Here is a 21,024-nt window from a genome sequence, read left to right as displayed (position 1 = left end):
AAATCCTTTTCTTGTAATAAAAAATTAGATATAATATACGATACAAAGGAAGTAGTAAGAATGTATCGTGTTATAGAAATGTATGGGGATTTTGAACCGTGGTGGTTCATAGAAGGTTGGGAAGAAGATGTCATCATGAGTCAATCTTTTGACAAGTATTATGATGCTCTAAAATATTATAAATCATGCTGGTTTGAGCTGGAAAAGAAGAATCCTCTTTATAAGAGTCGGAGTGATTTGATGACTATCTTTTGGGATCCTGCTGATAAACGCTGGTGTGATGAGTGTGATGAGTATTTGCAGCAGTACCATTCTTTGGCACTTTTACAGGATGAGCAAGTCATCCCCGATGAAAAGCTACGTCCAGGCTACGAAAAACAAACAGGTCAAGAAAAACACCGTTCTTGCCGTATGAAATGGAGATAAAAAAGTAACTTTTTAAGTTGCTTTTTTTATTTTTTTGCGAATAGTTAGATAAGGAGGGCGGTATGGTACAAGAAATTGCACAGAAAATTATTGCTACTGCGAAAGAAAAGAAGGCCCAGGATATCTATTTTATCCCCAAGGAAAAGTCCTACGAACTTCACATGCGGGTTGGAGATGAACGGTGTCTAGTTGACTCCTATGAGTTTGATATTTTAGCTGCAGTGATTAGTCATTTCAAGTTTGTGGCGGGTATGAATGTAGGGGAGAAGAGACGTAGTCAGCTGGGATCTTGCGACTATCAGCATGGGGAGAAGGTGTCTTCTCTGCGTTTGTCCACCGTAGGAGATTATCGGGGACATGAGAGTTTGGTTATTCGTTTGTTGCACGACGAAGAGCAGGACCTGCATTTCTGGTTTCAGGATATGAACGAACTGGGCGAGCAGTACAGGCAACGGGGGCTCTATCTCTTTGCTGGCCCAGTCGGAAGTGGCAAGACGACCTTGATGCACGAATTGGCCAAGTCACTTTTTAAGGGGCAGCAGGTCATGTCCATTGAAGATCCTGTTGAGATTAAGCAGGAAGACATGCTCCAGTTGCAGTTGAATGAAGCGATTGGCTTGACCTATGAAAATCTCATCAAACTGTCTCTCCGGCATCGTCCTGACCTCTTGATTATCGGTGAAATTCGTGACAGCGAGACGGCGCGTGCGGTTGTCAGAGCCAGTTTGACAGGTGCGACGGTCTTTTCAACCATTCATGCCAAGAGTATCCGAGGTGTTTATGAACGCCTTCTGGAGTTGGGTGTGACGGAGGAGGAATTAGCAGTTGTTCTGCAAGGAGTCTGCTACCAGAGATTAATTGGGAGAGGAGGAATCGTTGACTTTGCAAACAAAGACTTTCAAGAACACCAGCCAACCAGCTGGAATGCGCAGATTGACCAGCTTCTTAAAGAAGGACATATCACAAGTCTTCAGGCTGAAACGGAAAAAATTAGCTATAGTTAAGCAGAAGAAAATCATCACCCTGTTTAACAACCTCTTTTCCAGTGGCTTTCATTTGGTGGAAATTATTTCTTTTTTGGGCAGAAGTGCCCTGCTGGAAAAGGACTATGTGGCCCAGATGCACCAAGGATTGTCTCAGGGGAAATCTTTCTCAGAGATGATGGACAGTTTGGGCTTTTCAAGTGCTATTGTGACCCAATTATCTCTAGCTGAAGTTCATGGGAATCTCCATCTGAGTCTGGGGAAGATAGAAGAATATCTGGATAATTTGGCCAAGGTCAAGAAAAAGTTAATCGAAGTAGCGACCTATCCTTTGATTTTGCTGGGATTTCTCCTGCTAATCATGTTGGGGCTCAGGAATTATTTGCTCCCCCAACTGGACAGTAGCAATATTGCCACTCAAATCATCGGCAATCTGCCACAAATATTTCTAGGACTAGTGTTGGTTTGCTCTCTATCTTTGCTTTTAGCCCTCACTTTTTACAAAAGAAGTTCCAAGATGCGGGTCTTCTCGATGTTAGCGCGGATTCCCTTTCTAGGAATCTTTGTCCAGACCTATCTGACGGCCTATTACGCGCGTGAATGGGGCAATATGATTTCGCAGGGAATGGAGCTGACGCAGATTTTTCAGATCATGCAGGAACAAGGTTCTCAGCTCTTTAAAGAAATCGGTCAAGATTTGGCTCAAGCCCTGCAAAATGGTCGGGAATTTTCTCAAACCATAGCGACCTATCCTTTCTTTAAAAAGGAGTTGAGTCTCATCATCGAGTATGGGGAAGTCAAGTCCAAGCTGGGGAGTGAGTTGGAAATCTATGCGGAAAAAACTTGGGAAGCTTTTTTTACCCGAGTTAATCGTACCATGAATCTGGTACAGCCACTGGTTTTTATCTTTGTGGCCCTGATTATCGTTTTACTTTATGCGGCAATGCTTATGCCCATGTATCAAAATATGGAGGTAAATTTTTAAAATGAAAAAACTCATGACAAATTTAAAAAAAGCCAAGGTTAAAGCTTTCACTTTGGTAGAAATGTTAGTGGTTTTGCTTATCATCAGTGTTCTTCTCTTGCTCTTTGTGCCCAATTTGACCAAGCAAAAGGATGCCGTAGATGATAAAGGAAAAGCTGCTGTTGTCAAGGTCGTAGAAAGCCAGGCAGAGCTCTATAGTCTGGACAAGAATGAAGATGCTAGCCTTAGCAAATTACAAGCAGACGGTCGTATCACAGCTGAGCAAGCTAAAGCTTATAAAGACTACCATGCAAAACAAAAAACAAGTCAAACTGTTGCAGATTAAGGCCTTTACCATGCTGGAAAGTCTCTTGGTTTTGGGACTTGTGAGTATCGTTGCCTTGGGCTTGTCTGGTTCTGTTCAATCCACTTTTACAGCGGTAGAGGAGCAGATTTTCTTTATGGAGTTTGAAGAACTCTATCGGGAAACACAAAAACGCAGTGTAGCCAGTCAGCAAAAGACCAGCTTGAACTTAGATGGACAGACGATCAGTAATGGCAGTCAAAAGTTGACAGTTCCTAAAGGAATTCAGGCACCATCAGGACAAAGCATTATATTTGACCGAGCTGGGGGCAATTCGTCCCTGGCTAAGGTTGAATTTCAGACCAGTAAAGGAGCGATTCGCTATCAATTATATCTAGGAAATGGAAAAATTAAACGCACTAAGGAAACAAAAAATTAAGGCAGTAATCTTACTAGAAGCAGTAGTAGCTTTGGCTGTGTTTGCCAGCATTGCGACCCTTCTTTTGGGACAAATCCAGAAAAATAGACAAGAAGAGGCAGAAATCTTGCAAAAGGAAGAAGTCTTGCGTGTGGCGAAGATGGCCTTGCAAACAGGTCAAAATCAAGTGAGGGTAAATGGAGTGGAAATCCAGGTATTTGCTAGTGAGAAAGGATTGGAGGTCTACCATGGTTCATCGAAGTTGCTGGATCTTAAAGAGCAGTAAGGTAAGAGCTTTCACTCTTTTAGAATCTCTGATTGCCCTTATCGTCATTAGCGGAGGCTTGCTCCTTTTTCAAGCTATGAGTCAGCTCCTCATTTTAGAAGTTCGTTACCAGCAGCAAAGCGAGCAAAAGGAGTGGCTCTTGTTTGTGGATCAACTGGAGGTAGAGTTAGAGCGTTCGCAGTTTGAAAAGGTAGAAGGCAATCGCCTCTATTTAAAACAGGATGGTAAGGATATCTCTATAGGGAAGTCTAAATCGGATGATTTTCGAAAAACGGATACCAGCGGACGGGGCTACCAACCTATGGTTTATGGACTCAAATCAGCTCAAATTACAGAGGAAAATCAATTGGTTCGCTTTCGTTTCCAATTTCAAAAGGGCTTAGAAAGGGAGTTCATCTATCGTGTGGAAAAAACAAAAAGTTAAGGCAGGCGTTCTTTTATATGCAGTCACCATGGCAGCCATTTTTAGCCTTTTGTTGCAGTTTTATTTAAATCGGCAAGTAGCCCATCACAAAGACTTTGCCCTAAACAAAGAAAAGTTGGCAGCTTTTGCCATGGCCAAGCGAAGTAAGGATAAGGCTGAGCAAGAAAGTGGGGAACGAGTCTTTAACTTAGGAAAAGTCAAGTATCAAAATACGAAAACAGGTTTTGCAACAAGTGTTCGTATGAATAAGGGCAATTATGAATTTCTCTTTCCTCCGCTGAAAACCCAAGAAAAGAAAACAGCTAAAAAGGAAGAGGTAGCGACTGATTCAAGCAATCAAGCAGGGAAGAAAAAATCAGAAGAAAAGCCTGAAAAGAAAGATAATTCCTAGTAAATTCAACTACTTTGTGCTAAACTAAAAACATGAAACACGATTTTAACCACAAAGCAGAAACCTTTGATTCCCCTAAAAATATCTTCCTTGCAAATTTGGCTTGTCAAGCGGTCGAGAAACAGATTGCTCTTCTATCAGACACGGAAATATTGGACTTTGGTGGTGGGACGGGTCTATTAGCCTTGCCCCTAGCCAAGCAGGCCAAGTCAGTTACCCTTGTAGACATTTCAGAGAAAATGCTGGAGCAAGCCCGTTTGAAAGCAGAGCAACAAGACATCAAGAATATCCAGTTTTTGGAGCAGGATTTACTGGCAAATCCCTTGGAACAGCAATTTGACCTGATTGTTGTCAGTCGGGTTCTTCATCATATGCCTGATCTAGATGCAACTCTTGCCATGTTTTACCATCACCTTAGGGAGAATGGACAAGTTCTCATCGCTGATTTTGTCAAGACAGATACCAACCATCATGGTTTTGATTTAGCTGAACTGGAAAATAAGTTAATTCAGCAGGTTTTTTCATCTGTGCATAGTCAGATTCTCTATAGCGCTGAAGACTTGTTTCAAGGAAATTATGCAGAGCTCTTTTTAACTGTAGCCCAAAAATCACTCGCTGACTAAAGCAGTGATTTTTTCTCTTCAGATGGAAAAAATAAGGGAATTTTGATAAGATAGGAATATGGATTTTGAAAAAATTGAACAAGCTTATACGTATTTACTAGAGAATGTCCAAGTCATCCAAAGTGATTTGGCGACCAACTTTTATGACGCCTTGGTTGAGCAAAATAGTATCTACCTGGATGGTGAGACCGAGCTAGAGCAGGTCAAGGAGAACAATCAAGCCCTTAAACGCTTAGCACTTCGCAAGGAAGAGTGGCTCAAGACCTACCAATTTCTCTTGATGAAGGCAGGACAAACGGAGCCTTTACAGGCCAATCACCAGTTTACACCAGATGCCATTTCCCTCCTCTTGGTACTTGTTGTAGAAGAGTTGCTTCATAAAGAGGAAATTAGCATCCTCGAAATAGGCTCTGGTATGGGCATTTTGGGGGCTACTTTCTTGACTTCCCTCTCTAAAAAAGTAGATTACTTGGGAATCGAAGTGGATGACTTGCTGATTGATTTGGCAGCCAGTATGGCAGATGTGATTGGTTTGCAGGCTGGTTTTGTCCAAGGAGATGCCGTTCGTCCGCAAATGCTTAAAGAAAGCGACGTGGTCATCAGCGACTTGCCTGTTGGCTATTACCCAGACGATGCCATCGCTTCTCGCTATCAAGTGGCTTCTAGTCAAGAGCATACCTATGCCCACCATTTGCTGATGGAACAAGGCCTCAAGTACCTTAAGTCAGATGGCTATGCTATTTTTCTAGCTCCGAGTGATTTATTGACCAGTCCTCAAAGTGACTTATTAAAAGGGTGGCTCAAAGACGAAGTGAGTCTAGCTGCTATCATCGCTCTGCCAGAGGATATTTTCTCAACTGCAAGCCAAGCTAAAAGTATTTTTGTCTTACAGAAGAAAAGAGACAAGGAAATAGAACCCTTTGTCTATCCTCTTTCTAGCTTGCAAGATCCGTCAATTTTGTTGAACTTTAAAGAAAATTTTCAAAATTGGAGCAAAGGTACTGAAATATAAAAGAGATTTTGTTATAATAGATGAAAACGCTTAAAAAAGAGGTATCATCTTATGACAAAAACAATTGCAATCAATGCAGGAAGCTCAAGCTTGAAATGGCAACTTTATCAAATGCCTGAGGAAAAAGTTTTGGCTAAAGGCTTGATTGAACGTATTGGATTGAAAGATTCAATTTCAACAGTAAAATTTGACGGTCGTTCGGAGCAACAAATTCTTGATATTGAAGACCATACACAAGCCGTTAAAATTTTATTGGATGACTTGATTCGTTTTGACATTATCAAAGGGTACGACGAAATTACAGGTGTCGGCCACCGCGTCGTTGCAGGTGGTGAATATTTCAAGGAATCAACAGTTGTTGAGGGAGACGTGTTAGAAAAAGTTGAGGAATTGGGACTGTTGGCTCCTCTTCATAATCCGGCTAACGCAGCTGGAATTCGCGCATTTAAGGAATTGCTTCCAGATATTACCAGTGTTGTCGTATTTGATACCTCATTCCACACAACCATGCCAGAGAAGGCTTATCGCTACCCTCTACCAACTAAATACTACACAGACAACAAGGTTCGTAAATATGGTGCCCACGGGACAAGCCACCAGTTTGTCGCAGGAGAAGCAGCGAAACTTTTGGGCCGTCCTCTAGAAGATTTGAAATTGATTACCTGCCATATTGGTAACGGGGCTTCTATCACAGCTGTTAAGGGTGGGAAGTCTGTGGATACTTCTATGGGATTCACACCACTTGGCGGTGTGATGATGGGAACTCGTACAGGAGATATTGACCCTGCTATCATCCCTTATCTCATGCAATATACAGAGGATTTCAATACCCCAGAAGATATTAGTCGCGTTCTCAATCGTGAATCAGGGCTCATGGGAGTTTCTGGTCAGTCAAGCGATATGCGTGATGTGATTGCTGCCATGGAAGCAGAAGACCATGATGCGACTTTGGCTTATGAAATGTATGTCGATCGTATCCAAAAACATATCGGTCAATACCTTGCAGTCCTAAATGGGGCAGATGCGATTATCTTCACAGCAGGTATCGGTGAAAATGCAGCTTTGGTTCGTGAGGATGTCATTTCAGGTATCTCTTGGTTTGGTTGTGATGTGGATCCAGAAAAGAACGTCTTTGGCGTAACGGGAGACATCTCAACTGATGCGGCGAAAATCCGTGTCTTAGTTATTCCGACAGATGAAGAATTGGTGATTGCGCGCGATGTTGAGCGCTTGAAAAAATAAGTAAATACACGTAAAATTTGATTGTAAAAAGAAGTTGGGAAAGAGATTTTCCAGCTTCTTTTATGTAGAAAATGTCTAAAACCTTGCTGTTATTGGCTTTTTCAAAAAATATGGTATAATAGTAGTAATTTAATAGATGGAGTTGAGTTTTGAAGAAAAGCTTTCGTGTAAAAAGAGAGAAAGATTTTAAGGCGATTTTCAAGGACGGAACAAGTTTTGCCAATCGAAAATTTGTTGTCTACCAATTGGAAAACCAGCAAAACCATTTTCGAGTAGGACTGTCCGTCAGCAAAAAGCTGGGGAATGCAGTTACCAGAAATCAAATTAAGAGACGAATCCGGCACATTCTACAAAGTGTAAAAGGGAGTTTAGTAGAGCATGTTGATTTTGTCGTGATTGCCCGAAAAGGGGTGGAAACCTTGGAATATGCAGAGATGGAGAAAAACCTACTCCACGTATTAAAGTTATCAAAGATTTACCAGGAAGGAAATGGGAGTGAAAAAGAAACTACAGTTGACTAGTTTGTTGGGCTTGTCCTTGTTTATCATGACAGCCTGTGCAACAAATGGTACAGCTAGCGATATAACAGCAGACTCGACAGACTTTTGGAGCAAATTCGTCTATTTTTTTGCTGAAATTATCCGCTTTTTGTCCTTTGACATTAGTATCGGAGTGGGGATTATCCTCTTCACGATTTTGATCCGGACGATTCTATTACCGGTCTTTCAGACACAGATGGTTGCCTCTAGAAAAATGCAAGAGGCTCAACCACGCATCAAGGCTTTGCGAGAGCAATATCCGGGTCGTGATATGGAAAGTAGAACCAAGCTAGACCAGGAGATGCGTAAGGTTTATAAAGAGTTAGGGATCAAACATTCATCCTCTCTCTGGCCGATTTTAATACAAATGCCGGTTCTCTTGGCGCTCTTTCAAGCCTTGAGTCGAGTAGACTTTTTGAAAACAGGTCACTTTTTATGGATTAATTTGGGAGGAGTAGATACAAGTTTTGTCCTTCCGATTTTGGCGGCAGTCTTTACCTTCTTGAGTAGCTGGTTATCGAATAAAGCTTTGTCTGAAAAAAGTAGAGCTACGACAGGGATGATGTATGGTATGCCTGTATTGATCTTTGTTTTTGCCATCTCCGCCCCAAGTGGTGTAGCCTTGTATTGGGCTGTATCCAATGCTTACCAAGTTCTGCAAACCTATTTCTTGAACAATCCTTTCAAGATTATTGCTGAAAGAGAAGCAGTGGCGCAAGCAGAAAAAGATTTAGAAGGCAAGAAGAGAAAAGCCTTGAAAAAAGCACAGAAAAAGAAAAAATAAGGAGGAATCTGGTAATGGTATTATTTACAGGTTCAACGGTTGAAGAAGCAATCCAAAAAGGATTGAAAGAATTAGACATTCCAAGAATGAAGGCCCACATCAAGGTCGTTTCGAAAGAGAAAAAAGGATTCTTAGGCTTGTTTGGTAAGAAGCCAGCTCAAGTTGATATCGAAGCGATTAGTGAAACGACAGTAATCAAAGCCAATCAGCAGGCCATTAAAGGGGTTCCCAAAGAAGTTAATGAAAAAAATGAACCCGTGAAAACAGTAAGTGAAGCAACTGTTGATTTGGGGCATGTAGTGGAAGCGATTAAGAAGATTGAAGAAGAAGGTCAAGGTGTTTCTGAAGAGGTCAAGGCTGAAATCTTGAAAAATGAAAAGCACGCCAGCACGATTTTGGAAGAAACAGGCCATATTTCAATTTTAAATGAATTGGAACCAGAGGATACTACCGAGGAAGTGGAATCTGCTCCAGAAAAAGAAACTGAAACCCAGGAAGCAACAAGTCAATCTTTGGAAGATTTAGGCTTGAAAGTAGAACCAAGTTATGATATCGAACAAGTGGCAACTGAAGTAGCTAGCTACGTTCAAACCATTGTGGATGATATGGATGTTGAAGGGACGATTTCAAGCGACTACAATCGCCGCACTATCAATCTTCAAATTGACACTAATGAACCAGGTCGTATTATCGGCTACCACGGAAAAGTCTTGAAAGCTCTTCAGTTGTTAGCGCAAAATTACCTTTATAATCGCTATTCAAGAACCTTCTACATCACAATCAATGTCAATGATTACGTTGAGCACCGTGCAGAAGTCTTGCAAACTTACGCTCAAAAATTGGCGACTCGTGTTTTAGAAGAAGGACGTAGCCAACAAACAGATCCAATGTCAAATAGCGAACGCAAGATTATCCATCGCATTATTTCACGCATGGATGGCGTGACAAGTTACTCTGAAGGTGATGAGCCAAATCGCTATGTTGTCGTAGATGCAGAATAAGCAAAGCAAAATCAGGTTCATCCTGATTTTTTGCTAGGAAAGGAAAGATTCAGATATGCTGAAATCAGTTAGAGAATACCTATCATTTGCAGGAGTCCAGTACCGCAATCCTGATAAAGCTGGCGATGAAAGAGAAAAGATGTTGGACTTGCGGCAAAAAGGCCAAGAGGCTCGGAAGTCTTTTACAGAACTGGCCAAAACCTTTCAAACTAGTCATCCAGAATGGCAATTGCAACAGACTAGTCAGTGGATGAACCAAGCGCAACGCTTGCGGCCACATTTCTGGGCCTATCTTCAGAGAGACGGACAAGTGACAGAACCTATGATGGCTCTTCGTTTGTATGGAACACCTGCTGACTTTGGGATTTCTTTGGAAGTCAGTTTCATCGAGCGCAAGAAAGACGAACAGACCTTAGACAAGCAAGCCAAGGTCTTAGAACTTCCAGTGGTAGAAGGAATTTATTATCTAGTCTATTCAAATGGGGAAAGTCATAAGGTGGAGGCTACTGAGGAGAATCGTCGTACTTTACGCGAGAAGGTGAGAAGTCAGGAAGTCCGTAAAGTGTTGGTTAAGGCAGATGTTTCCCTCATTGAAAATCAGTCAGTAGAAGCGATATTGGAGAAGCTAGAAGAGGCTTATGCGCGCTTGCTTCCGTACTATGAAGTGACGAGGGAATAGAAAATCAAATGTGTTAGATGAACGCAAATTGTTTTATTGCTATTCTATGCATTTTTTCATATAATAGTAAAATAGGATGTGTGATTCATTAATCACCTCAAAGAGAAAGGAAATTCTATGTCAAATCTATCTGTTAATGCAATTCGTTTTCTAGGTATTGACGCCATCAACAAAGCAAACTCAGGTCACCCAGGGGTGGTTATGGGGGCTGCTCCTATGGCCTATAGCCTCTTTACAAAGCAACTTCGTATCAATCCAGCTCAACCAAACTGGATCAACCGCGATCGCTTTATTCTTTCAGCAGGACACGGCTCTATGCTTCTTTATGCCCTTCTTCACCTTTCTGGTTTTGAAGATGTTAGCATGGAAGAAGTCAAGAACTTCCGCCAATGGGGTTCAAAAACACCAGGTCACCCAGAATTTGGGCATACTGCAGGGGTTGACGCTACAACTGGTCCTCTAGGACAAGGGATTTCTACTGCTACTGGTTTTGCCCAAGCAGAACGTTTCCTTGCAGCCAAATATAACCGCGAAGGCTTCAATATCTTTGACCACTATACTTATGTGATCTGTGGAGACGGAGATTTGATGGAAGGTGTCTCAAGTGAGGCGGCTTCATACGCAGGTCTGCAAAAACTTGACAAGTTGGTGGTTCTTTATGATTCAAATGACATCAACTTGGATGGTGAGACAAAGGATTCCTTTACAGAAAGTGTTCGTGACCGTTACAATGCTTACGGTTGGCATACAGCCTTGGTTGAAGATGGAACAGACTTGGAAGCAATCCATGCTGCTATCGAAACAGCTAAAGCTTCAGGCAAGCCATCTTTGATTGAAGTGAAGACTGTTATTGGATACGGTTCTCCAAACAAACAAGGAACTAATGCCGTACACGGTGCTCCTCTTGGAGCAGATGAAACTGCAGCAACTCGCCAAGCGCTCGGTTGGGACTATGAACCATTTGAAATTCCAGAGCAAGTTTATGCTGATTTCAAGGAAAATGTTGCAGACCGTGGCGCATCAGCTTATCAAGCTTGGACTAAATTAGTTGCAGATTATAAAGAAGCGCATCCAGAACTGGCTGCAGAAGTAGAAGCCATCATCGACGGACGTGATCCAGTTGAAGTGACTCCAGCAGACTTCCCAGCCTTAGAAAATGGTTTCTCTCAAGCAACTCGTAATTCAAGTCAAGATGCTTTGAACGTTGTAGCTGCTAAATTGCCAACTTTCTTAGGTGGTTCAGCTGACCTTGCTCACTCAAACATGACTTATATCAAGACTGATGGACTTCAAGACGATGCTAATCGCTTGAACCGCAACATTCAGTTTGGTGTTCGTGAATTTGCAATGGGAACGATCTTGAACGGGATGGCCCTTCACGGTGGACTTCGTGTATACGGTGGTACTTTCTTCGTCTTCTCTGACTATGTGAAAGCAGCTGTCCGCTTGTCAGCCTTGCAAGGACTTCCAGTGACTTATGTCTTTACCCACGATTCAATCGCAGTTGGTGAAGATGGTCCAACGCACGAACCAGTTGAACACCTAGCAGGTCTTCGTGCTATGCCAAATCTCAATGTTTTCCGCCCAGCAGATGCGCGTGAAACTCAAGCGGCTTGGTACCTTGCCGTGACAAGCGAAAAAACACCAACTGCCCTTGTCTTGACACGTCAAAACTTGACTGTCGAAGAGGGAACAGACTTTGATAAAGTTGCGAAAGGTGCCTATGTTGTCTATGAAAATGCAGCAGACTTTGATACAATTTTGATTGCAACAGGTTCAGAGGTGAATTTGGCGGTCGCAGCTGCCAAAGAATTGGCTAGCCAAGGCGCAAAAGTCCGCGTAGTCAGCATGCCATCTACAGATGTCTTCGACGCACAAGATGCAGCTTACAAGGAAGAAATTCTTCCAAATGCAGTCCGCCGTCGTGTTGCAGTCGAAATGGGTGCAACTCAAAACTGGTACAAATATGTTGGTCTTGATGGTGCAGTTCTCGGTATTGATACCTTCGGAGCATCTGCCCCAGCACCAAAAGTATTGGCAGAGTATGGATTTACAGTTGAAAATCTAGTCAAAGTCGTTCAAAATTTGAAATAATCACAAAAATCAGAGTTTCCACTCTGATTTTTTATAACTATAAAAACAAGGCACAACCTTGTAAAAGTAGCTGAAATTTGATATAGTAGTCCTATGTAAAATACAAAGGAGAAAATACTATGGAAAATATTAGTCCAAATTTAACATTTTTGATCATGCTTGTAGGTATGTTTGCCTTGATGTTCTTTATGCAACGTTCTCAAAAGAAACAAGCACAAAAGCGTATGGAAAGCTTGAACAAGCTTCAAAAAGGATATGAAGTCATTACAATTGGTGGACTTTACGGAACAGTGGATGAAGTAGATACTGAGAAAGGTACAATCGTACTGGATGTAGATGGCGTTTATTTGACTTTTGAATTGGCTGCAATTAAGACTGTTTTGCCACTCAAAGAAGCTGTGACACCAGAAGGAACAGTTGTTGACGAAGGCGGAGCAATCGAAGAATAAAACGGGACCTGTCACTCCCGTTTTTCTATGAGACGAGAGGAAAAGGGATGAAAAAAATAGTATTTGTTTGCCTAGGAAATATTTGCCGAAGTCCCATGGCAGAGTTTGTGATGAAATCCATGACGAGCGATTACCACGTCGAAAGCCGGGCAACATCATCATGGGAACATGGCAATCCGATTCATAAGGGAACGCAAGGGATTTTCCAGCAGTATCAGATCCCGTATGACAAAGACAAAACATCGCTTCAGATTGGCAGAGAAGACTTTGAATCGTTTGATTACATTATCGGTATGGATGCTTCAAACGTTTCAGATCTGCGTCACATGTGTCCTCAGGAACTACAGTACAAGATCTACTCTTTTGCGGCTGAAAATGTCCCAGATCCTTGGTATACAGGAGATTTTGAGGAAACCTATGCTCGTATCACAAGTGGATGTCAAAGCTGGCTAGATCGATTAGAAAAAGAGAGTGACAATGGAAAAGCTTAAACAATTTTATGAGAAGTGTAGAGTTTACCTAACTCGTCCTAGGTTAGAGCTCGTTGCAGTAGTTGTAATGGTACTCTGTGCTCTTTCGGTATTTCTGCTAAATACGCCTAAAAAAGGTGTCTTGACACTTGATGGTGGAGCTCTTGTTTATGATGGCACCTTGGTACGTGGGAAAATGAATGGTCAAGGAACCATGACCTTTGAAAATGGAGACCAATATACAGGTGATTTCAATAATGGAGCCTTTAATGGGAAAGGAACTTTCCAATCAAAAGATGGCTGGAAATACGAAGGTGATTTTGTAAATGGTCAGGCTGAAGGTCAAGGGAAGTTGACGACAGAGCAAGAAGTCGTTTATGAAGGGACCTTTAAGCAAGGCGTTTTTCAGCAAAAACAGTAGTCTCCAAGTTAGGAGACTATTTTTCAAAATCAGGGAGAAAGCGCTTTCCGCGCTTGAATTCGATAAATAACTATTAACTAGAAAAACTTTGTGAAATAAAAAAATTTTCTCCATAATTTCACAATCGTCCAGACAAAACTCTATTGCGTAGCTATATTGAGAAAAAAATCACAATCTCGGAAAAATTCTTTGTGAAATACTTATGAAACTGTTTACAAAGCATAAAAAAAGAGTTATAATAAACTTGTGAAAAAATTAACAAAGGATAACATCCTTAAAGGCTATGGAGGATAATATGGCTGATAAAAAAACAGTAACACCAGAGGAAAAGCAACTTGCTGCTGAGAAGCATGTCGACGGTCTCGTGAAAAAAGCCTTGGTTGCGCTTGATGAAATGCGCAAGTTGAACCAAGAGCAAGTTGACTATATCGTGGCAAAAGCTTCGGTTGCAGCACTTGACGCACATGGTATCCTTGCACAACATGCAGTTGAAGAAACTGGCCGTGGGGTATTTGAAGACAAGGCAACAAAAAACCTATTTGCCTGTGAACACGTAGTGAACAATATGCGTGGAGTTAAAACAGTTGGAGTTATTGAAGATGATCCAATTACAGGTTTGACAAAGATTGCGGAGCCTGTCGGGGTAATCTGTGGTGTCACTCCTACAACAAACCCAACTTCAACAGCGATTTTCAAATCACTCATTGCTTTGAAAACACGTAACCCAATCGTTTTCGCTTTCCACCCATCAGCTCAAGAATCATCAGCACACGCAGCACAAATCGTTCGCGATGCAGCGATTGCAGCTGGTGCTCCTGAAAACTGTGTTCAATGGATTACAAAGCCATCTATGGAAGCAACTGGAGCGCTAATGAACCACGAAGGTGTTGCAACTATTCTTGCAACTGGTGGGAATGCTATGGTTAAAGCTGCATACTCATGTGGAAAACCAGCTCTTGGGGTAGGTGCCGGAAACGTTCCTGCCTATGTAGAAAAATCTGCTGACCTTCGTCAAGCTGCTCATGACATCGTTATGTCTAAATCATTTGATAATGGGATGGTCTGTGCATCAGAACAAGCTGTTATCATTGATAAAGAAGTATATGACGAATTTGTAGAAGAATTCAAATCATATCACACTTACTTTGTAAACAAAAAAGAAAAAGCCCTTCTTGAAGAATTCTGTTTCGGTGTGAAAGCTAACAGCAAAAACTGTGCAGGTGCTAAACTAAATGCAAACATCGTTGGTAAACCAGCAGCATGGATTGCTGAACAAGCAGGATTTAGCGTTCCAGAAGGAACAAACATCTTGGCTGCAGAATGTGCAGAAGTAGGACCAAAAGAACCATTGACTCGTGAAAAATTATCACCAGTTATCGCTGTCCTAAAAGCTGAAGATACAGAAGACGGTCTTAAAAAAGCTCGTCAAATGGTTGAGTTTAACGGACTTGGTCACTCAGCAGCCATCCATACAAAAGACGAAGCTCTTGCTAAACGCTTTGGTACAGAAATCAAAGCAATGCGTATTATCTGGAACTCTCCATCTACTTTCGGTGGTATCGGTGACGTATACAATGCCTTCATTCCATCGTTGACACTTGGATGTGGTTCATATGGACACAATTCAGTCGGTGATAATGTGAGTGCGATCAACCTTCTAAACATCAAGAAAGTAGGAAAACGTAGAAATAATATGCAGTGGTTTAAAGTTCCTTCAAAAATTTACTTCGAACGCAATTCTATCCAATACCTTCAAACATGTGAAGATATTGAACGCGTTATGATTGTTACAGACAAATCGATCGAAAAACTTGGTTTTGTTCAACGCATTATTGACCAATTGAACAAACGCAGCAACCGTGTAACTGTCCAAGTCTTCTCAGATGTTGAACCAGACCCAGATATCACAACTGTAGAACGTGGTACTGAAGTAATGAGAGCATTTGAACCAGACACAATCATAGCTCTTGGTGGTGGTTCTCCAATGGATGCAGCGAAAGTAATGTGGCTCTTCTACGAACAACCACAAATCGACTTCCGTGACTTGGTTCAAAAATTCATGGACATCCGTAAACGTGCCTTCCGCTTCCCATCACTTGGTAAAAAAGCGAAATACATTGGTATTCCAACAACTTCAGGTACAGGTTCAGAAGTAACACCATTTGCCGTTATCTCTGATAAGAAAAACAATCGTAAATACCCATTGGCTGACTACTCATTGACACCAACTATTGCGATTGTTGACCCTGCTTTGGTTGAGTCAGTTCCAGACTTCATCGCTGCGGATACAGGTATGGACGTCTTGACTCACGCGACTGAAGCCTACACTTCAAACTTCGCTAACGACTATACAGACGGTATCGCCCTCCAAACAATCAAACTTGTCTTTGAATGGTTGGAAAAATCTGTTAAGACAGCTGATCCAGAAGCTCGCGAAAAAATGCACAATGCATCTACAATGGCTGGTATGGCCTTTGCCAATGCCTTCCTTGGTATGAGCCACTCAATGGCCCACAAGATCGGTGCGGTTCACCATACTGTTCACGGACGTACAAACGCAATCTTGCTTCCATACGTTATCCGTTACAATGGTACTCGCCCATCTAAGACAACTACATGGCCTAAGTACAACTACTGGAAAGCTGATGAGAAATTCCAAGACATCGCGAAAATGCTTGGCTTGCCTCACTCAACTCCAGAAGAAGCAGTTGAAGCATACGCTAAAGCAGTTTACGAACTTGGTGTTGCAGTAGGTATCAAGATGAACTTCAAGGATCAAGGAATTGATGAAAAAGCTTGGAAAGATAGCTTGCATGAAATTGCCTTGCTTGCTTATGAAGACCAATGTTCACCTGCTAACCCTCGCTTGCCAATGGTAGCTGACATGGAAGAAATCATGGCAGATGCTTACTATGGTTATGCAGAACGTCCAGGACGTCGTAAATAATCGTTTATCAGCCTAGAGACAGGAGTTATCCTGTCTCTTTTTTGTGAAACTGAAATATTGAAAATAATTTTAAGTTTTCTATTTTCGTTTTTTATCAAATACTTTATCATCAAATTGTTCAGCTAGTATAGTTGCTGAGTGATAAAGTTCCTTTGCTTTATTTTTATCATTTTCAAAATAAAGATAGCACTTAGCTTCAAATACTGAAATTCCGGGTTTATAGACTTGCAACATTGTTACTGATAAAATTTCATTCATCTTTTTTACTAGAGATATCATATGCTTATAGTCATTATGAACAACATAAACACCCGCTATGGCACAAAGAACTGATAGTAGCTCTACATTATACATTTCATCACTAACTAATTGCTGTTTCAACAACTTAATCCGAAAATCATCTAATGCTCTCTTCTATAAATCAAGTCTTGACATTGCATAGCAAAATAATCAATTAATAGTAAATCATTGAATGTGTAAACTTGCTTTAGTGTTACTTGCTTAAAATAATCATCAAAAATATCTTCAGCGAAACTACCTGTCCCTGTTCTTATCAAGTCTAATATTCTTTCAATCAAGTCTAGACTCAGCAACTCTTCCTCAGGAAGAGCTAGTTCTTTATTTTCAAGAAAAGTATCTATCGGAACTTCTAATCGCTTAGATAAATATTGTAACTTAGTAATTGTTGGCAAGGATTGCCCAAGCTCAGTACGCATCAGCTGTTTGATTATTAAGTCAGCTTCTGTCCACAGACCTCTTCTCTCATCAATTTGTGACGTTCACGTTCCTGTCTTACTCTATGACCAATTTCAGTTTTAATATCTGTTGTCATTCTTACCTCTTAACCACAATCTATAAATTAACATACTTTTAATTCTTCGGCTAAAAATTAACAATAATTCTTTTTCAAATCCGTCATATTATTTTCTAAAACTTGGATGTCTTGGCTGACTTTGAGAATGACAATGCTGCCTTGAATACTGGAGATGACTTGACGGGCCTGCAACTGCGCTCGCTCTTCTGACCAGTCAGCATGCAGGTCTTGCAAGAGGCTGGCTAACTTCTCTGTCCATTGGGTCATAAAATCATTGAGAGGACAGCGGAAGTTCTCATCTTCTGTGGACAATTCCACAATCAGATTACCAATTGGGCAACCATAAAAGACCGTCTGACTTTCATGAAATTGACAAACCCAGTCAATCATATCCGAAAACTTGTCACTGTCAGACTTGTCTGCTTCAAAAATATCTTCAAAAAGCTCTTTTCGCCAATTTGCTAAAATATCTTGAATGACCGTCAAACCAATTTCCTTCTTAGATTTGAAATAATAATAAAGCTGTCCCTTGCCAACATCAGCTGCCTCCATGATGTCACTGATGGAGGTGGCCACATAACCCTTCTGATAAATCAATTCCTCAGCACTTTGTAAAATACGCTCTTTAACGCTCATCTACTCACCTCTCTTTTTTCCTATTATAGCAGATTCAGAGTCTGAGACCAAACAATTGAAACCACCTCCTTTTGCCACTGTTTTATCATTAAAATTTTTTGTTCTGAGCAAATTAATTTACAAATTCAATTTTAGATGTTATTATAATTGTACCGAATGGTCAGTATATAACTAAAACTACCATTTGGAAAATCATCAAACTAACAGTCTAAATTCCTATTGGCTGTTAATCAAATCATATTAGGAGGAACCTCATGTTCAATCAGAAAAATGTCGCATTTGTTATCACAGACCCACAAGTTGAATTCCTAAAACATCCTGGTAAAGGATTCGGAGCAACTAAAGACGTTCTTGAAAAAGTTAATACTATTGAAAATCTGACAAAGCTTTTCGCTCTTGCTCAAGAGCGTGGCTACAAGCGTTTTATCTCACCGCACTACTTCTATCCACACGATCACAAGTGGCAATTTAAAGCTGCTGGTGAAACGATGATGATTGAAAACGAAATGTTTTGGCGTGATAGCCAGTATTCAGCAATTCCAGAAGGCTCTGGAGCAGATATGATTGAAGAGATTAAACCATTTTTGGATGAAGATACTATTGTTGTCAACGGACATAAAATCTTTGGCCCAGAAAGCAACGACCTTAACCTTCAACTCCGCAAAAATGGTATCGACACCGTCATCTTGGCTGGTATGAATGCTAATCTCTGCGTAGATTCACACATGCGTGAACTCATAGAATTAGGTTACAATGTCATTGTTGTTAACGATGCTGTCGGTGCTCCAGGTGAAGAAGCCTACCAAGCTGCCCTGACAAACTATGGCTACATTGCCAACCAAGTTTTGACAACTGAGGAAGTTATCGCTCAACTTTAGAAAAAGGAAAGTTGTAAATGACTATGTAGACAAAGAAAGACAGCGGTATAGGCTTTCAAAGGAGAAAGGGAAATAAGCGAGATATAGACAAAAAACAATGCCCATACTTGCAATTCAACTTAAATAGTTATATAATAGTTTTGTTGAAAGGTGATTTGTAGTGATTCAAGTTACTCTTTTCACAATAAAAATTTCATGATTTTCATAAGGAGGAAATCACTAATGGTAGTTAAAGTTGGTATTAACGGTTTCGGACGTATCGGTCGTCTTGCTTTCCGTCGTATCCAAAACGTAGAAGGTGTTGAAGTTACACGCATCAACGACCTTACAGATCCAGTTATGCTTGCACACTTGTTGAAATACGACACAACTCAAGGTCGTTTCGACGGTACTGTTGAAGTTAAAGAAGGTGGATTTGAAGTTAACGGTAAATTCGTTAAAGTTTCTGCTGAACGTGATCCAGAGCAAATCGACTGGGCTACTGACGGTGTAGAAATCGTTCTTGAAGCTACTGGTTTCTTTGCTAAGAAAGATGCAGCTGAAAAACACCTTAAAGGTGGAGCTAAAAAAGTTGTTATCACTGCTCCTGGTGGAAACGACGTTAAAACAGTTGTATTTAACACTAACCACGACGTTCTTGATGGTACTGAAACAGTTATCTCAGGTGCTTCATGTACTACAAACTGCTTGGCTCCTATGGCTAAAGCTCTTCAAGACAACTTTGGTGTTGTTGAAGGATTGATGACTACTATCCACGCTTACACTGGTGACCAAATGATCCTTGACGGACCACACCGTGGTGGTGACCTTCGCCGTGCTCGCGCTGGTGCTGTAAACATCGTTCCTAACTCAACTGGTGCTGCAAAAGCTATCGGTTTGGTTATTCCTGAATTGAACGGTAAATTGGACGGAGCTGCTCAACGTGTTCCTGTTCCAGCAGGTTCTGTAACTGAGTTGGTAGCAGTTCTTGAAAAGAGCGTTACTGTTGACGAAGTGAACGCAGCTATGAAAGCAGCTTCAAACGAATCATACGGATACACTGAAGATCCAATCGTATCTTCAGATATCCTAGGTATGTCTTACGGTTCATTGTTTGACGCAACTCAAACTAAAGTTCTTGACGTTGACGGCAAACAATTGGTTAAAGTTGTATCATGGTACGACAACGAAATGTCATACACTGCACAACTTGTACGTACTCTTGAATACTTTGCAAAAATCGCTAAATAATTCATGAGTTGATAAAAGCAAGACTAATAGGTCTTGCTTTTTCTATTTTTAGATAAAACAAAATGGATGATTTAGCGATCATCCATTCTTTTTTAATTCTCTCTCAAATGTATCAGAAAGAGCAGTGAAGCTTAATTTCTCTAAAGTAAGCGGATGGGTAAAGGAAAGTCGAAAGGCGTGGAGCATAAGCCGGCTCGTTTTTGATCTAGAGTTATAGAGAGGATCGCCCAGAATAGGGTGTTTATGGTGAGAGAGGTGAACACGGATTTGATGGGTTCGACCGGTCTTTAGTTTGCAATGGACAAGGGTAGTCTGATTTGGAAATTGCTTTAGTCGGCTTACCTGAGTTTCGGCATGTTGCCCACTTTTGGGTTCTATCACTCGTTTTCTGCGATCGTGTCGATCACGACCAATTTTATCTCGGAAGATAAGTTCTTTGTTCCCTACTTGCCCCTCTACGAGTGCCCAGTACTCACGAGCGATTTCCTTTTTTTCTAACAAACGATTGAGAATGGGTAGGATAAAAGGATTTTTAGCAAAAAGCACTAAACCGCTTGTTTCCATGTCCAGGCGATGAACGACATAGCAGGTTTGACCAACGTAGGCAGAGACGTGGTTGAGAAGGGCGATTTCATCTGGTTGATTTCCGTGAGTTTTCATTCCCTCTGGCTTGTTGACGATAATGAGATGTTGGTCTTGATAAATCTCTTGAACGAGGTCTGGCTTGCCCCAAAGGATTTCCTTTGGGGGATAGTCCTCCTCGTCAAAAGTCAATTGGCAAACATCCCCTGGCTTGACCATCTCGTTCCAGTGAACTTGTTTTTGATTGATCAAGATGCTCTTCTTGATTCTTAGAAAATGGCGGATTTTTCTAGGAATGAGGAGTTGTTCCTCTAGGAATTGCTTGACCGTCATTTGAGGCAAGGATTCGGGTAATGTAAATGTGAATTGCATACAGATATTGTAACAAAAAAAGCCCTATTTGGATAGGGAGTAGCTAAATTCTTGA

The 21,024-nt window shown here is 41.1% G+C and carries 26 protein-coding genes; 22 read left to right on the top strand and 4 right to left on the bottom strand.

Annotation, left to right across the window (positions count from 1 at the left end; translation table 11 throughout):
- Positions 1 to 60 precede the first annotated feature (60 nt).
- The 20 genes from ACT17O_RS09755 (at position 61) to adhE (ending at position 16,457) form a co-directional block, all read left to right on the top strand.
- Positions 61 to 426, top strand: coding sequence for a DUF1033 family protein (locus ACT17O_RS09755; RefSeq protein WP_000286396.1), 366 nt, complete (start codon positions 61 to 63; stop codon positions 424 to 426).
- A gap of 62 nt (positions 427 to 488) precedes the next feature.
- Complete coding sequence (comGA, locus tag ACT17O_RS09750; protein ID WP_033629236.1) at positions 489 to 1,430, top strand: competence type IV pilus ATPase ComGA; 942 nt, start codon at positions 489 to 491, stop codon at positions 1,428 to 1,430.
- Positions 1,351 to 2,394 (top strand): competence type IV pilus assembly protein ComGB, encoded by a 1,044-nt coding sequence (gene comGB / locus ACT17O_RS09745; RefSeq protein ID WP_071788239.1) that lies wholly within the window; start codon positions 1,351 to 1,353, stop codon positions 2,392 to 2,394. Before comGA ends, comGB begins: the two co-directional genes overlap by 80 nt.
- A 1-nt stretch (position 2,395) precedes the next feature.
- Positions 2,396 to 2,719: a competence type IV pilus major pilin ComGC gene (gene comGC / locus ACT17O_RS09740; RefSeq protein ID WP_000735800.1), complete on the top strand. Its 324-nt coding sequence runs from the start codon at positions 2,396 to 2,398 to the stop codon at positions 2,717 to 2,719.
- On the top strand, positions 2,682 to 3,116 hold the full coding sequence (gene comGD, locus ACT17O_RS09735; protein WP_033629238.1) for a competence type IV pilus minor pilin ComGD: 435 nt from the start codon (positions 2,682 to 2,684) through the stop codon (positions 3,114 to 3,116). Before comGC ends, comGD begins: the two co-directional genes overlap by 38 nt.
- Positions 3,079 to 3,381, top strand: a complete 303-nt coding sequence (comGE, locus tag ACT17O_RS09730; protein WP_125398137.1) for a competence type IV pilus minor pilin ComGE — start codon at positions 3,079 to 3,081, stop codon at positions 3,379 to 3,381. Before comGD ends, comGE begins: the two co-directional genes overlap by 38 nt.
- The gene (gene comGF / locus ACT17O_RS09725) at positions 3,344 to 3,805 is read left to right on the top strand and encodes a competence type IV pilus minor pilin ComGF (protein WP_444817478.1); all 462 of its coding nucleotides are present in this window, start codon (positions 3,344 to 3,346) and stop codon (positions 3,803 to 3,805) included. The genes comGE and comGF overlap by 38 nt, the downstream gene beginning before the upstream one ends.
- Positions 3,783 to 4,196: a competence type IV pilus minor pilin ComGG gene (gene comGG / locus ACT17O_RS09720; RefSeq protein WP_033629241.1), complete on the top strand. Its 414-nt coding sequence runs from the start codon at positions 3,783 to 3,785 to the stop codon at positions 4,194 to 4,196. The genes comGF and comGG overlap by 23 nt, the downstream gene beginning before the upstream one ends.
- A 32-nt stretch (positions 4,197 to 4,228) precedes the next feature.
- Entirely contained in the window at positions 4,229 to 4,819 is a 591-nt protein-coding gene (locus ACT17O_RS09715; RefSeq protein WP_033629242.1) for a class I SAM-dependent methyltransferase, read from the top strand.
- A 58-nt stretch (positions 4,820 to 4,877) separates the two neighbouring features.
- Positions 4,878 to 5,831: a class I SAM-dependent methyltransferase gene (locus ACT17O_RS09710; protein WP_268717523.1), complete on the top strand. Its 954-nt coding sequence runs from the start codon at positions 4,878 to 4,880 to the stop codon at positions 5,829 to 5,831.
- Between the two features lie 51 nt (positions 5,832 to 5,882).
- Positions 5,883 to 7,073 carry an acetate kinase gene (locus ACT17O_RS09705; RefSeq protein WP_444817477.1) on the top strand — a complete coding sequence of 397 codons (1,191 nt, stop codon included), beginning with the start codon at positions 5,883 to 5,885 and terminating at the stop codon, positions 7,071 to 7,073.
- Between the two features lie 149 nt (positions 7,074 to 7,222).
- Positions 7,223 to 7,594 (top strand): ribonuclease P protein component, encoded by a 372-nt coding sequence (rnpA, locus tag ACT17O_RS09700; RefSeq protein ID WP_000748120.1) that lies wholly within the window; start codon positions 7,223 to 7,225, stop codon positions 7,592 to 7,594.
- Complete coding sequence (locus ACT17O_RS09695; protein ID WP_444817476.1) at positions 7,569 to 8,396, top strand: membrane protein insertase YidC; 828 nt, start codon at positions 7,569 to 7,571, stop codon at positions 8,394 to 8,396. The genes rnpA and ACT17O_RS09695 overlap by 26 nt, the downstream gene beginning before the upstream one ends.
- 14 nt (positions 8,397 to 8,410) lie before the next feature.
- Positions 8,411 to 9,397 (top strand): RNA-binding cell elongation regulator Jag/EloR, encoded by a 987-nt coding sequence (gene jag, locus ACT17O_RS09690; RefSeq protein WP_000242589.1) that lies wholly within the window; start codon positions 8,411 to 8,413, stop codon positions 9,395 to 9,397.
- Between the two features lie 55 nt (positions 9,398 to 9,452).
- The gene (locus tag ACT17O_RS09685; protein ID WP_444817475.1) at positions 9,453 to 10,076 is read left to right on the top strand and encodes an HI_0552 family protein; all 624 of its coding nucleotides are present in this window, start codon (positions 9,453 to 9,455) and stop codon (positions 10,074 to 10,076) included.
- A 117-nt stretch (positions 10,077 to 10,193) separates the two neighbouring features.
- A complete protein-coding gene (gene tkt, locus ACT17O_RS09680; protein ID WP_049520648.1) occupies positions 10,194 to 12,170 on the top strand; it encodes a transketolase in 1,977 nt (658 codons plus the stop codon).
- A 128-nt stretch (positions 12,171 to 12,298) separates the two neighbouring features.
- Positions 12,299 to 12,619: a preprotein translocase subunit YajC gene (gene yajC, locus ACT17O_RS09675; protein WP_025168800.1), complete on the top strand. Its 321-nt coding sequence runs from the start codon at positions 12,299 to 12,301 to the stop codon at positions 12,617 to 12,619.
- 47 nt (positions 12,620 to 12,666) lie between these two features.
- Positions 12,667 to 13,110, top strand: a complete 444-nt coding sequence (locus ACT17O_RS09670) for a low molecular weight protein-tyrosine-phosphatase (protein WP_016893828.1) — start codon at positions 12,667 to 12,669, stop codon at positions 13,108 to 13,110.
- Positions 13,097 to 13,510, top strand: a complete 414-nt coding sequence (locus tag ACT17O_RS09665; protein ID WP_049478139.1) for an MORN repeat-containing protein — start codon at positions 13,097 to 13,099, stop codon at positions 13,508 to 13,510. The genes ACT17O_RS09670 and ACT17O_RS09665 overlap by 14 nt, the downstream gene beginning before the upstream one ends.
- A 295-nt stretch (positions 13,511 to 13,805) precedes the next feature.
- Entirely contained in the window at positions 13,806 to 16,457 is a 2,652-nt protein-coding gene (adhE, locus tag ACT17O_RS09660) for a bifunctional acetaldehyde-CoA/alcohol dehydrogenase (protein WP_049478140.1), read from the top strand.
- Positions 16,458 to 16,535: 78 nt separating this feature from the next.
- On the opposite strand, the gene ACT17O_RS09655 is transcribed toward adhE, so the two are convergent.
- From ACT17O_RS09655 to ACT17O_RS09645, 3 genes are all read right to left on the bottom strand, one after another.
- Positions 16,536 to 16,838: a hypothetical protein gene (locus ACT17O_RS09655; protein ID WP_258010506.1), complete on the bottom strand. Its 303-nt coding sequence runs from the start codon at positions 16,836 to 16,838 to the stop codon at positions 16,536 to 16,538.
- Between the two features lie 20 nt (positions 16,839 to 16,858).
- Positions 16,859 to 17,173 (bottom strand): hypothetical protein, encoded by a 315-nt coding sequence (locus ACT17O_RS09650; RefSeq protein ID WP_002880183.1) that lies wholly within the window; start codon positions 17,171 to 17,173, stop codon positions 16,859 to 16,861.
- Positions 17,174 to 17,346: 173 nt separating this feature from the next.
- The gene (locus ACT17O_RS09645) at positions 17,347 to 17,907 is read right to left on the bottom strand and encodes a TetR/AcrR family transcriptional regulator (RefSeq protein WP_000111607.1); all 561 of its coding nucleotides are present in this window, start codon (positions 17,905 to 17,907) and stop codon (positions 17,347 to 17,349) included.
- 254 nt (positions 17,908 to 18,161) lie between these two features.
- Between ACT17O_RS09645 and ACT17O_RS09640 the strand changes: the two genes are divergently transcribed.
- Complete coding sequence (locus tag ACT17O_RS09640) at positions 18,162 to 18,785, top strand: cysteine hydrolase (RefSeq protein WP_000483064.1); 624 nt, start codon at positions 18,162 to 18,164, stop codon at positions 18,783 to 18,785.
- 222 nt (positions 18,786 to 19,007) lie between these two features.
- Positions 19,008 to 20,015 carry a type I glyceraldehyde-3-phosphate dehydrogenase gene (gap, locus tag ACT17O_RS09635; RefSeq protein WP_000260683.1) on the top strand — a complete coding sequence of 336 codons (1,008 nt, stop codon included), beginning with the start codon at positions 19,008 to 19,010 and terminating at the stop codon, positions 20,013 to 20,015.
- 78 nt (positions 20,016 to 20,093) lie between these two features.
- Here gap and ACT17O_RS09630 read toward each other — a convergent pair whose 3' ends face one another.
- Positions 20,094 to 20,969, bottom strand: coding sequence for an RluA family pseudouridine synthase (locus ACT17O_RS09630; protein ID WP_080976538.1), 876 nt, complete (start codon positions 20,967 to 20,969; stop codon positions 20,094 to 20,096).
- Positions 20,970 to 21,024 lie beyond the last annotated feature (55 nt).

The sequence above is a fragment of the Streptococcus sp. HJ1 genome, assembly GCF_052399005.1.
In the GTDB taxonomy this organism is placed as follows: domain Bacteria; phylum Bacillota; class Bacilli; order Lactobacillales; family Streptococcaceae; genus Streptococcus.
The sequence above is the reverse complement of the archived record's forward strand: the minus strand, read 5'-3'. Positions and strand labels throughout refer to the sequence as shown.